The organism is Pantoea sp. X-Soil-ISGK-275, from assembly GCF_059730795.1.
On record NZ_AP035976.1, the window covers coordinates 2,909,434 to 2,921,777 of the forward strand.

Here is a 12,344-nt window from a genome sequence, read left to right on the forward strand (position 1 = left end):
CGAATTACGGCCTTGTAGTTGAAATTGAAGCGGTAAACCACTGCTGAATATTGCTCATCGCAGCATGGGATGTGTCGAGGATTGGCTGTGGATAAATCCCCAGCAGCACCAGCAACACTACCAATACGCCGATAGTCAGGAACTCACGCGGTGACATGCCTGGCAGCGGATCTTTCGACTTGGCTTCGCCGAAGTAAGCGCGCTGCATCATGATCAGGGAGTAAACCGAAGCAAACACCAGACCAAAGGTTGCGATGACGATAATCACCGGCACCACCTGGAAACTGCCGGTCAGAATCATGAATTCGCCAACAAAGTTACCGGTGCCCGGCATACCGAGGTTTGCAACCGCAAAGAACAGTGACAGACCCGGAATCCATTTGATTCGTGACCACAGACCGCCCATCTGACGAAGGTCGCGGGTATGCAGACGCTCATACAGCTGACCGCACAAGATGAACAATGCCGCAGCAGAAAGACCGTGCGCAATCATCTGAATGACCGCGCCCTGGAAGGCCAGTTGGCTGCCGGTGTAGATGGCGATCAACACGAAACCCATGTGCGAAATCGAGGTGTAAGCAATCAAACGTTTGATATCGAACTGGGAGAACGCCATCCATGCACCGTAGAAGATGCCGATGATACCGAGCCACATGGCAATCGGTGCGAACTCTGCTGACGCATTTGGGAACAGCGGCAGGCTAAAACGCAGCAAGCCGTAGGCCGCGGTTTTCAGCAAGATACCTGCGAGGTCAACCGAACCGGCGGTTGGTGCCTGGCTATGCGCATCTGGCAGCCAACCGTGCAATGGCACCACCGGCATTTTTACCGCAAAGGCAATGAAGAAGCCGAGCATCAGCAGATACTCAACGGTGTGCGACATCGGCGTTTTCAGCAACTCTTCGTAGCTGAAAGTCCAAACGCCAGTGGCGTTATAGTGCACAAACACCAGCGCCAGAATCGACACCAACATGATCAGACCGGATGCCTGGGTGTAGATGAAGAACTTGGTTGCCGCGCTGATACGCGTTTTACCGTCGGATGCTTTATGGCCCCAAAGTGCGATGAGGAAGTACATCGGCACCAGCATCATTTCCCAGAAGAAGAAGAACAGGAACATGTCGATGGAGAGGAACACGCCAATCACACCACCGAGAATCCACATCAGGTTGAGGTGGAAGAAGCCCTGATATTTCTCAATTTCGTTCCAGGAGCACAGCACCGCCATCAAACCGAGCAGTCCGGTCAGCACCACCATCAGCAGCGACAGACCATCAATCGCCAGATGGAAGTTGATGCCAAAGCGCGGAATCCACGGTACTGAGAAAGTCGATTGCCATTGCGGAATGCCCGCAGCCTGCGTCAGTGAATAGCCTCCCTGCAACCACAGCTGCAGGCCAAGCGCTAGCGTCAGGCCCATGGTGATCATGGCAATCCAGCGCGGTACCTTTGCGCCGAGGCGCTCTGCCAACCAGCAGAGTAAGCCCCCAACGAAGGGGATAATTATTAGCCAAGGTAATAACACGGCGAACTTCCCTTTTTATTGCCTTACTTCAGGCAATTTTTGACATTCTAATTGGGCGAGCGAACCCGCCCCGCTCATCAATCTTTAAATCACCAGCAGCAGCGCCAGCACCACAACGGCACCGACACTCATTGAAGCCACGTACCAGCGCAGATAACCGTTTTCACTCACTACCAAACCTTTGTTACCAATGCGCGACAGCAGCGCAGGCAGGTTCATCAGTGAGTTCAGCGGATCGCTTTTCAGTAACCAGGCAATGCCGAGATAAGGTTTTACAAATACCTTGTCATACAGCCAGTCGAAGCCCCAGGCCGCGAACCACCAGGTGCCGAAGAAACGACCCGGCGCACTGTTAGCAATGCTGGTCACCAGCTGACGTTTACCCAGCCACAGCGCTGCAGCGATCAGGATACCGACGATAGCCACTACGCCTGAGGTGATTTCCAGCATCACTTTGCCGCCTTCACCAAACTCGTTCTGCGGCAGCACGCCAGCCAGAGGAGGCGTAATCAACGCACCAATAAAGGTGGAGAGCACCATCAGAACAATCAGTGGCAGGTGATGTGTAATGCCTTTACCGGCGTGAGCATGAATTTTCTCTTCACCGTGGAACACGATAAAGATCATGCGGAAGGTGTAGATCGAGGTGAGGAATGCACCCACCAGACCCGCCACCATCAGATTAATGTGGCCATTTGCCATCGCACCAAACAGGATTTCATCTTTACTGTAGAAACCTGCGGTGATTAGCGGCAGCGCAGCCAGCGCGGCGCCACCCACCAGGAAGCAGACATACACCAGCGGGATGCTTTTACGCAGGCCGCCCATTTTGAAAATGTTCTGCTCGTGATGGCAGGCCAGAATGACTGAGCCTGAAGAGAGGAACAGCAAGGCTTTGAAGAATGCATGCGTCATCAGGTGGAAAATCGCCGCGTCCCATGCCTGCACGCCCAGCGCGAGGAACATGTAGCCGATCTGACTCATCGTTGAGTAAGCCAGCACGCGTTTGATGTCGGTTTGCACCAGCGCCGCAAAACCTGCCAGCACCAAGGTAATCGCACCAATGATGCCTACCAGATGCAGCACTTCCGGCGTTAACAGGAACAGACCGTGCGTACGTGCAATCAGGTAAACACCGGCGGTCACCATGGTCGCGGCGTGAATCAGTGCCGAAACCGGAGTTGGACCGGCCATCGCATCCGCCAGCCAGGTTTGTAATGGCAGCTGTGCAGATTTACCAACCGCACCACCCAACAGCATCAGAGTTGCCCACTGCAGCATATGGTTGTCGGCAGCGAAGTGCGCTGGCGCCAGTTCAACCAGTTCGCGGAAGTTCAGCGTGCCCAGCTCGTTGTAAAGGATGAACAAGGCGAAAGCGAGGAACACATCACCCACGCGGGTGATGATAAAGGCTTTCATCGCCGCTTTGCCGTTCTCTGGATTGCTGTAATAGAAGCCAATCAACAGATATGAGCACAGGCCCACGCCTTCCCAGCCGAGATACATCAGCATCAGGTTATCGGCCAGCACCAACACCACCATGCTCGCAATGAACAGGTTGGTGTAAGCGAAGAAGCGCGAATAACCCTCTTCACCACGCATGTACCATGAAGCGAACATGTGGATGAAGAAGCCAACGCCAGTGACGACGGACAGCATGGTCAGCGAAAGACCGTCCAGCACCAGATTCACTTTAATGTCGAAGTTGCCAACGTGAATCCAGGTCCACAGCGCCTGGGTGAACGGCTGCTGACCCTGGTTGAAGAAATCGAAACCGGCATAAATAGTGGTTAATGCTGCAAGACCAACAGAACCCATACCGATTGCAGCCGACAGGTTCTCCGACCAGCGACCGCGTGAAAACGCCAATAGCAGGAAGCCAATTAGCGGAAATAATACGGTTAAATAGAGAAGATTCATCCGCGCATCTCGCTCACTGTGTCAATGTTCAGCGTCTGACGACGACGATAGAGCTGGAGCAACAGCGCCAGACCAATACTCGCTTCCGCCGCCGCAAGGCTGATCGCCAGAATGTACATCACCTGACCATCAGCTTGTCCCCAATAGCTGCCTGCTACCACCAGCGCTAACGCGGAGGCATTGATCATGATTTCCAGACCAATCAGCATAAACAGGATGTTACGACGCAGCACCACGGAGGTCAGGCCGAGAACAAACAGCACAGCGGCCAGCATCAGGCCGTGTTGTAACGGGATCATGCGTGATCCTCCTTATTCGCTTGCGCATCAGCTTGACGATTGCTCAGCACTTCGCCATGACGCTCTTCACGTCCAATATGGAAGGCCACGACCAGACCGGCGAGCAGCAGCATTGATGCCAGCTCCACCGCCAGAACATAGGGACCAAACAAGCTGATACCGACTGCTTTCGCGTCGATGACGGTGCCATCAATGCCTTGATCGGTTGCCGTACTAATCGCGTAAATCATTACCGCCAGCAGCAGCAAAGAGACGATGCCCGGACCAATCCACAGCGAAGGCTTCAACCACTCGCGCTCCTGATCCTGCTGGGTTTTGCCGAGGTTCAACATCATGACCACGAAGACGAACAGCACCATGATGGCGCCCGCGTAGACGATGATTTCCAGCGCACCGGCAAAGTAGGCGCCCATCGAGAAGAACACGCCTGCAATCGACAGCAGCGAAACGATCAGGTACAGCAGCGCATGTACCGGATTGGTGTGGGTGATGACGCGCAGCGTCGTCAACACCGCCACCAGTCCGCAAAGATAAAACGCAAATTCCATACCTGGCTCCTTAAGGTAACAACCCTTTGACGTCGATCGGCTTGGCTTCGTTTTCCGCTTCGCCCTTCTCTTTTCCGTCGATCGCCATACCAGCCATACGATAGAAGTTGTACTCCGGATATTTACCCGGACCGGAAATCAGCAGGTCTTCTTTCTCATAAACCAGATCCTGACGCTTAAACTCACCCAGTTCGAAATCGGGTGTCAGCTGGATCGCGGTAGTTGGGCAAGCCTCTTCACACAGGCCGCAAAAGATGCAGCGTGAGAAGTTGATGCGGAAGAACTCGGGATACCAGCGTCCATCCTGCGTCTCGGCTTTCTGCAGTGAGATACAGCCGACAGGACACGCTACCGCACATAAGTTACAGGCAACGCAACGTTCTGCGCCGTCCGGATCGCGCGTCAGCACGATACGGCCACGATAACGTGGCGGCAGATAAACCGGCTCTTCCGGATACATTTGGGTTTCGCGCTTGGCGAAGGCATGCATGCCTATCATCCAGATACTGCGCACTGTCGTGCCGAAGCCAACGACAATATCTTTTAAAGTCATCTCAATGTCCCTTACTGCGCGGTGTACAGAATCACTGCGGCGGTCGCCAGCAGGTTCAACAGCGTCAACGGCAGACACACTTTCCAGCCGAACGACAGCACCTGGTCATAGCGTGGACGCGGCAGCGCAGCACGAATCAGGATAAACATCACCATAAAGAACGCTGTTTTCAGAGCGAACCAGATGAATGGCGGCAGGAATGGACCATGCCAGCCACCGAAGAACAGCGTCACGATCAACGCTGATACGGTGGTGATTGCCACGTATTCACCTACGAAGAACAGGCCGAACTTCATACCGGCGTATTCGATATGGTAGCCGTCCGCCAGCTCCTGCTCTGCTTCAGGTTGGTCAAACGGATGACGGTGACATACCGCTACGCCTGCGATGCAGAAGGTAAGGAAGCCAAAGAACTGAGGAATGATGTTCCACAGATGCGCCTGGCTTTCGACGATGGCATTCATATTGAACGAGCCAGCTTGCGCCACCACGCCCATCAGTGACAAACCAAGGAACACTTCGTAGCTCAGCGTCTGCGCCGATGCACGCATCGCACCCAACAGCGAGTATTTGTTGTTACTCGACCAGCCCGCAAACAGCACGGCATACACCGCCAGACCCGCCATCATCAGGAAGAATAGCAGACCGATGTTCAGGTCAGTGACCATCCAGGTTGGCGAAACCGGCACAATGGCGAAGGCCAGCAGCAGCGATACGAAGGCGATAACCGGTGCCAGCGTAAAAATGAAGCGGTCGGTAAACGGTGGAACCCAGTCCTCTTTAAAGAACATTTTGATCATGTCGGCAGCCAGTTGCAGCGAGCCGCCCCAGCCAACACGGTTCGGTCCGTAACGGTTCTGCCACAGGCCGAGCAGACGACGCTCGGCAAAACTCATGAAAGCACCGCAACCGACAACCACCAACAAGATGACCAGCGCTTTGCCGATGTTGATCAGGATTTCAATAACGTCCGGTGTCAGCCAACTCATTGCGCGGCCTCCTGCAGTTTGTCAATTTGCGCACCTGAGAGGAACGGCGGCACACCCGGCATACCGAGCGGTAAACCAACCTGCCCTGCTTGCAACGACGCAGAGAAACGTACCGGCAAGCGCAGTGTTTCGCCCGCACAGACCAGCTCAACGGAAGCACCGTTATTGACGCCCAGTTTCTCAGCATCAGCCGGGTTAATCACCAGCGTGGCTGGTGACATGCGTTTCTGGAAGGTGGTTGAACGCTGAGTCATCTCCTCGCTACCAAACAGCTGATAGTAAGGTGCGACGCGCCACTGGCTGCCTTCAACAAAGCTTTCCGGAATCGCGGTAAACCACGGAAGCGAGCGATCGTTGGCTTCGAACAGACGTACGCCTGGATCGCCATGACGCAGTTTGCCGCCCACTTCAGCCTGAAACTTGTTCCATGCTTGCGGTGAGTTCCAGCCTGGCGCCCAGGCAAATGGAATCTGCGAACGCGGTGCGCTTGGTTGGTTGTTACCTTCCATGGAGAAGGCAAACATGGTGTCTTTATCTTGCGGCTGACGCGGTTCATGCACGCTGATGTTGGCGCGCATTGCTGTACGGCCACTGTTACGGTGCGGTGAACGTGCCAGTTTTTGACCGCGGATACGGAAGCTGGCGTCTGGCGCAGCACCCTTAATGCCTTTCAGCTGTGGCAGCGCCGCAACGGTGGCATCAATCACGTGATCCAGCTGAGTCCAGTCGATGTGACGGCTTTCAACCGCGCTGTGCAGCGAACGCAACCAGCGCCAGCTTTCCAGCATCACTACGCTCTCATCGTAATAAGCGGGATCATAAACCTGGAAGAAGCGCTGCGCGCGGCCTTCGTGGTTGATTGAGGTGCCATCGCTTTCCGCGAAGCTGGCGGTGGAGAGCACTAAACCGGCTTTTTCCAGCGTGGCGGTGCGTTGATGATCAACCACAATCACGTTAGCGGTAGTATTCAGCGCCGCATCGACGTTGGCTTTAGGTGCATGACGATAGAGATCGTTTTCCAGCACCACCAGCGCATCAGCTTCGCCTTTGCTCAGTTGTTCCAGCGCGCTATCCAGCGATTGACCGCCCATCAGGCCGAGGCCAAAACTGTTCGCCGCGCCCGCAAGGAAGGTAATACCGACATCGGCACCGCGCGCTTTCAGGGCTTTCGCCACGTTAGCAGCGGCTTCAATCATCGCGATGCTACCGGAATGGGTTCCGGAGATAATCAGCGGTTTTTTCGCACCTGCTAACGCCTGAACCACCACATCAACTTTGCCGTTGAGTTTGCTGTCGAAGTCGCTGACTGCTGGCGCACTTTCATCCAGCGCATTGGCAATCGCGAAGCCGAGACGCGCCTGATCTTCCACCGGAGCGCGATAGCTCCATGCAGCGATATCATCCAGGCGGGTTTCATCGACGTTGGTGACGAACAGCGGATGTTTGGCATGCTGACCGATGTTAAGGATGGCCGCGATCTGCCAGTCAGCCACTTTCTGTGCCGCTGCCATCTCACGTGCTTTGCCTTTAACTGCCTGACGCACAGACAACGCCACACGCGCGCCAACCTGAGTCAAATCTTCACCCAGCACCAGCACCGCGTCGTAGCTTTCAATCTCGCGCAGTGATGGCGTGTAGATGCCGCCGTCCTGCAGGACTTTCAGCATCAGCTCAACGCGAGCCTGTTCACCTGCTGGCATACCGGTTGAGAAGTTGGCTGCACCAACCAGCTCACGTAACGCGAAGTTACTTTCAATGCTGGCGCGTGGCGAACCGATACCGATCACTTTTTTCGCCCGACGCAATACATCCGCCGCCGCATTCACCGCTTGTTCAGCATTCAGGCTGACCCAATCGTTGCCGCGTTGCTGTACCGGATGACGTGGACGATCTTTGCGGTTGACGTAGCCGTAACCGAAACGACCGCGATCGCACAGGAAATAGTGGTTTACGGTGCCGTTGTAACGGTTTTCGATACGACGCAATTCGCCATAGCGCTCGCCTGGGCTGGTGTTACAACCCACGCTGCACTGCTGGCAGATGCTTGGCGCGAACTGCATATCCCATTTACGGTTATAGCGTTCGGAGTGCGTTTTATCGGTAAATACGCCGGTCGGACAGATTTCCACCAGGTTACCGGAGAATTCGCTTTCCAGCGTGCCATCTTCCGGGCGACCAAAGTAGACGTTGTCGTGAGCGCCATAAACGCCGAGATCTTTGCCGTCGGCATAATCTTTGTAGTAACGCACGCAGCGATAGCAGGCGATACAGCGGTTCATTTCATGCGAAATGAACGGGCCGAGATCCTGATTCTGGTGGGTACGTTTAGTGAAGCGATAACGACGGAAACTGTGTCCGGTCATTACCGTCATATCTTGCAGATGGCAGTTACCGCCCTCTTCGCACACCGGACAGTCGTGCGGATGGTTAGTCATCAGCCATTCCACCACACTTTCACGAAACTCTTTGGCTTCGCCATCGTCGATGGAAATAAAGGTGCCGTCTGACGCTGGAGTCATGCAGGACATGACAAGGCGACCGCGGGTATCTTCGGCATTCTGGAATTGCTTCACCGCGCACTGGCGGCAGGCCCCTACGCTTCCCAGCGCCGGATGCCAGCAAAAATAAGGAATATCAAGGCCCAGAGAGAGACACGCCTGCAGCAGGTTGTCCGCCCCGTTCACATCATATTCTTTACCGTCTACATGGATTGTAGCCATAGTGAACATGCTTCCGTAAGGCTCGCCCTAGGACGAGCGTTAAACATCTAATTCTTTCCCCACGCCATTTCTGCGTGAGGTGAGTTCCGTGTACGGCGGCTGATTACCAGCGCGCTTTCAGCAGGTTCGGCTGAATACCGCCGATGGCTCGGGTATTGCCAAACACCTGCGGCGCAATGCCAGCTTCAAACTCTTCACGGAAATATTTAATCGCGCTCTGCAATGGCTCGACGGCGCCCGGTGCGTGGGCACAGAAGGTTTTACCTGGGCCAAGCTGACGGCAGAGTTGCTGCAGGGTTTCGATATCACCCGGCTGACCTTTCTTCTGCTCCAGCGCACGCAGGATCTTCACGCTCCATGGCAAGCCATCGCGGCACGGCGTACACCAGCCGCAGGATTCGCGCGCAAAGAACTCTTCCAGGTTACGCACCAACGAAACCATGTTGATTTCGTGATCAACCGCCATCGCCAGCGCCGTACCTAAACGGCTACCGGCTTTACCAATGCTGGCAAATTCCATCGGCAGATCGAGGTGCTGATCGGTAAGGAAGTCAGTTCCTGCGCCGCCTGGCTGCCAGGCTTTGAATTTCAAGCCATCGCGCATGCCGCCGGCGTAATCCTCGAGGATTTCACGCGCGGTGGTACCGAACGGCAATTCCCAAACGCCAGGATTTTTCACGCGTCCAGAAAAGCCCATCATTTTGGTGCCGGTGTCTTCGCTGGTAGAGATGTTTTTGTACCAGTCAACGCCGTTAAGGAAGATGGCAGGCACGTTCGACAGCGTCTCCACGTTGTTAACGCAGGTCGGCTTGCCCCACACGCCGGCACTGGCCGGGAATGGCGGCTTAGAGCGTGGGTTGGCACGACGTCCTTCCAGCGAGTTGATCAGCGCTGTCTCTTCACCGCAGATATAACGACCTGCGCCGGTGTGGACGATCAGCTCGAAATCAAAACCGGTGCCAAGAATATTCTTGCCGAGGTAGCCCGCCTCAGTGGCTTCGGCAATCGCGCGACGCAGATTGACGGCCGCTTCGATGTACTCACCACGTAAGAAGATGTAGCCACGATAAGCTTTCAGCGCGAACGCACTGATCAGCATGCCTTCCACCAACTGGTGCGGCAATTGCTCCATCAGCAAGCGGTCTTTATACGTGCCCGGTTCCATTTCATCGGCGTTACACAGCAGGTAACGGATGTTCATGGATTCGTCTTTCGGCATCAGGCTCCACTTCAGGCCGGTGTTAAAGCCTGCGCCACCTCGGCCTTTCAGACCCGAGTCTTTGACCGCCGCGACGATTTCGTCCTGGCTAAAATCTTTCAGCGCTTTTTCTGCGCCGACATACCCGTTTTTACTGCGATATTCATCGATCCAGATCGGCTGCTTGTCGTCACGAAGACGCCAGGTCAGCGGATGCGTTTCGGCAGTACGAATGATCTGTTTAATGGTCATTGATACTGCTCCAGCAAGTTGGCGATGCCTTCAGGCGTCAGATGAACGTGGGTATCTTCATCCACCATCATGGTTGGCCCTTTATCGCAGTTACCGAGGCAGCAAGTGGGCAGCAGCGTAAAACGACCATCCGCCGTGGTTTGGCCCGGCTTGATGTTCAGCTTCTGCTCCAGCGCATCCTGAATCCCCTGATAACCCGTGATATGGCACACCACGCTGTCACAGTAGCGAATGACGTGACGGCCAACCGGCGTGCGGTAAATTTGGCTATAGAACGTCGCCACACCTTCAACATCACTGGCAGGAATGCCCAGAACGTCGGCGATGGCGTTAATCGCGCCATCTGGCACCCAACCGCGCTGTTTCTGCACGATCTTCAACGCTTCGATCGAAGCAGCGCGTGCATCTTCGTAATGGTGTTTCTCGTGCTCGATAGCGTGGTGCTCGGCCTCGCTCAGCACGAAGACCTCTGTAGGGTCGATGGTGTGAATAGCAATTTTTTGATCGTGCATAGTTAGCGGTCCACGTCTGACATAACAAAATCGATACTACCGAGGTAAACGATCAAGTCGGATACCAGGCTGCCGCGGATCACCGATGGGATCTGCTGCAGGTGCGGGAAGCTCGGCGTACGCACGCGGGTGCGATAGCTCATGGTGCTGCCATCGCTGGTCAGGTAGTAACTGTTGATCCCTTTAGTCGCTTCAATCATCTGGAAGGATTCGTTAGCCGGCATGATTGGGCCCCACGAAACCTGCAGGAAGTGAGTGATCAGGGTTTCAATGTGCTGCAGCGTGCGCTCTTTCGGCGGCGGCGTTGTCAGCGGATGATCCGCTTTGAACGGGCCTTCAGGCATGTTGTTCAGGCACTGTTCCAGGATGCGCAGTGACTGCCACATCTCTTCCATTTTCAGCTGAACGCGGGTATACGCATCACTGATGCCAGCGCCAACCGGAATCTCGAAATCGAAGTTTTCGTAGCCTGAATACGGACGCCATTTACGCACGTCAAAATCTAAACCGGTGGCACGCAAACCAGCGCCGGTGGTGCCCCACGCTAGAGCTTCATCCATATTATACGCCGCAACGCCTTGCGAACGGCCCATCAACACGGTATTGCGCAGGGCGGCTTTGTCATACTCTTTCAGACGCTTCGGCATCCAGTCGAGGAAGTCACGCAGCAATCGTTCCCAGCCTTTCGGCAGGTCATGCGCTACGCCGCCGATGCGGAACCACGCCGGGTGCATACGGAAACCGGTAATCGCTTCCACCACGTCATAAATTTTCTGACGGTCGGTAAAGGCGAAGAACACCGGCGTCATCGCGCCGACGTCCTGAATAAAGGTGGAGATATAGAGCAGATGGCTGTTGATGCGGAACAGCTCGGACAGCATGACTCGAATCACATTGACGCGATCCGGCACGGTGATGCCAGCCAGTTTTTCCACCGCCAGCACGTAAGGCATTTCATTTACGCAGCCGCCAAGGTACTCGATACGGTCGGTGTACGGAATGTAGCTGTGCCAGGATTGGCGCTCGCCCATCTTCTCAGCACCACGATGGTGGTAGCCGACATCGGGAACGCAATCGACGATCTCTTCACCATCCAACTGCAGAATGATACGGAAAGCACCGTGCGCAGAGGGGTGGTTTGGACCGAGGTTGAGGAACATGAAGTCCTCATTGGTGGTACTGCGCTTCATGCCCCAATCTTCAGGCTTAAAGGTCAGCGCCTCCATTTCCAGATCTTCTTTCTGCTTGGTCAGTTCGAAGGGATCGAACTCGGTGGCACGCGCCGGGTAATCTTTACGCAGCGGATGGCCTTCCCACGTCTGCGGCATCATGATGCGCGTCAGGTGCGGGTGACCATTGAAAGTGATGCCAAACATCTCCCAGGTTTCACGCTCATACCAGTTGGCGTTGGCGAAAATTTTGGTGATGGTTGGCACATTCAAATCGTTTTCAGATAAAGCAACCTTGAGCATGATGTCGCGGTTGCGTTCAATTGAAAGCAGGTGATAGAAAACGGAAAAATCCGCGGCGGGCAAACCGGCGCGGTTAGTGCGTAAGCGCTCATCAAAACCGTGTAGGTCATACAACATGACATATGGCTTTGGCAGCTTGCGCAGGAATTCAACAATTTCTAATAGCTGTTCACGCTTTACCCAGACAACCGGAATCCCGGTGCGGGTAGCCTGAACGGTAAAGGCATCCGGCCCAAAACGGTTACGCAGCTCGCCGACCACTGGGTCATCCAGGTGATCGCGGGTTTGCCATGAAGGCTGTGCGAGGTCTTGCGTGGTTAAATCAGTCATACGTTACTCACCATTCCGGCCTGTAA

Annotated in this window: 10 protein-coding genes; all 10 read right to left on the reverse strand. The window is 55.0% G+C overall.

Going from position 1 to position 12,344, the window contains the following annotated elements:
- Positions 1-4 precede the first annotated feature (4 nt).
- Entirely contained in the window at positions 5-1,525 is a 1,521-nt protein-coding gene (gene nuoM / locus AC6I8A_RS13530) for an NADH-quinone oxidoreductase subunit M (RefSeq protein ID WP_036648497.1), read from the reverse strand.
- 84 nt (positions 1,526-1,609) lie between these two features.
- Positions 1,610-3,445: an NADH-quinone oxidoreductase subunit L gene (gene nuoL / locus AC6I8A_RS13535; protein WP_179450028.1), complete on the reverse strand. Its 1,836-nt coding sequence runs from the start codon at positions 3,443-3,445 to the stop codon at positions 1,610-1,612.
- A complete protein-coding gene (gene nuoK, locus AC6I8A_RS13540) occupies positions 3,442-3,744 on the reverse strand; it encodes an NADH-quinone oxidoreductase subunit NuoK (RefSeq protein ID WP_007889334.1) in 303 nt (100 codons plus the stop codon). The genes nuoL and nuoK overlap by 4 nt, the downstream gene beginning before the upstream one ends.
- The gene (nuoJ, locus tag AC6I8A_RS13545) at positions 3,741-4,292 is read right to left on the reverse strand and encodes an NADH-quinone oxidoreductase subunit J (RefSeq protein WP_008105138.1); all 552 of its coding nucleotides are present in this window, start codon (positions 4,290-4,292) and stop codon (positions 3,741-3,743) included. Before nuoJ ends, nuoK begins: the two co-directional genes overlap by 4 nt.
- Positions 4,293-4,302: 10 nt before the next feature.
- Positions 4,303-4,845 (reverse strand): NADH-quinone oxidoreductase subunit NuoI, encoded by a 543-nt coding sequence (gene nuoI, locus AC6I8A_RS13550; RefSeq protein ID WP_007889332.1) that lies wholly within the window; start codon positions 4,843-4,845, stop codon positions 4,303-4,305.
- 11 nt (positions 4,846-4,856) lie between these two features.
- Positions 4,857-5,834: an NADH-quinone oxidoreductase subunit NuoH gene (nuoH, locus tag AC6I8A_RS13555; RefSeq protein ID WP_008105140.1), complete on the reverse strand. Its 978-nt coding sequence runs from the start codon at positions 5,832-5,834 to the stop codon at positions 4,857-4,859.
- The gene (gene nuoG / locus AC6I8A_RS13560; RefSeq protein ID WP_265300486.1) at positions 5,831-8,554 is read right to left on the reverse strand and encodes an NADH-quinone oxidoreductase subunit NuoG; all 2,724 of its coding nucleotides are present in this window, start codon (positions 8,552-8,554) and stop codon (positions 5,831-5,833) included. Before nuoG ends, nuoH begins: the two co-directional genes overlap by 4 nt.
- 103 nt (positions 8,555-8,657) lie before the next feature.
- Positions 8,658-9,998, reverse strand: coding sequence for an NADH-quinone oxidoreductase subunit NuoF (nuoF, locus tag AC6I8A_RS13565; RefSeq protein ID WP_176519213.1), 1,341 nt, complete (start codon positions 9,996-9,998; stop codon positions 8,658-8,660).
- A gap of 2 nt (positions 9,999-10,000) precedes the next feature.
- Entirely contained in the window at positions 10,001-10,516 is a 516-nt protein-coding gene (gene nuoE, locus AC6I8A_RS13570; protein ID WP_008105146.1) for an NADH-quinone oxidoreductase subunit NuoE, read from the reverse strand.
- 2 nt (positions 10,517-10,518) lie between these two features.
- Positions 10,519-12,318, reverse strand: coding sequence for an NADH-quinone oxidoreductase subunit C/D (gene nuoC, locus AC6I8A_RS13575; protein WP_008105149.1), 1,800 nt, complete (start codon positions 12,316-12,318; stop codon positions 10,519-10,521).
- Positions 12,319-12,344 lie beyond the last annotated feature (26 nt).

What these genes read in the sequence shown, in the direction of transcription:
- nuoL (WP_179450028.1), bottom strand. Translation starts at nt 3,445, where the DNA reads ATGAATCTTCTCTATTTAACCGTATTATTTCCGCTAATTGGCTTCCTG.
- nuoK (WP_007889334.1), bottom strand. Translation starts at nt 3,744, where the DNA reads ATGATCCCGTTACAACACGGCCTGATGCTGGCCGCTGTGCTGTTTGTT.
- nuoJ (WP_008105138.1), bottom strand. Translation starts at nt 4,292, where the DNA reads ATGGAATTTGCGTTTTATCTTTGCGGACTGGTGGCGGTGTTGACGACG.
- nuoI (WP_007889332.1), bottom strand. Translation starts at nt 4,845, where the DNA reads ATGACTTTAAAAGATATTGTCGTTGGCTTCGGCACGACAGTGCGCAGT.
- nuoH (WP_008105140.1), bottom strand. Translation starts at nt 5,834, where the DNA reads ATGAGTTGGCTGACACCGGACGTTATTGAAATCCTGATCAACATCGGC.
- nuoG (WP_265300486.1), bottom strand. Translation starts at nt 8,554, where the DNA reads ATGGCTACAATCCATGTAGACGGTAAAGAATATGATGTGAACGGGGCG.
- nuoE (WP_008105146.1), bottom strand. Translation starts at nt 10,516, where the DNA reads ATGCACGATCAAAAAATTGCTATTCACACCATCGACCCTACAGAGGTC.
- nuoC (WP_008105149.1), bottom strand. Translation starts at nt 12,318, where the DNA reads ATGACTGATTTAACCACGCAAGACCTCGCACAGCCTTCATGGCAAACC.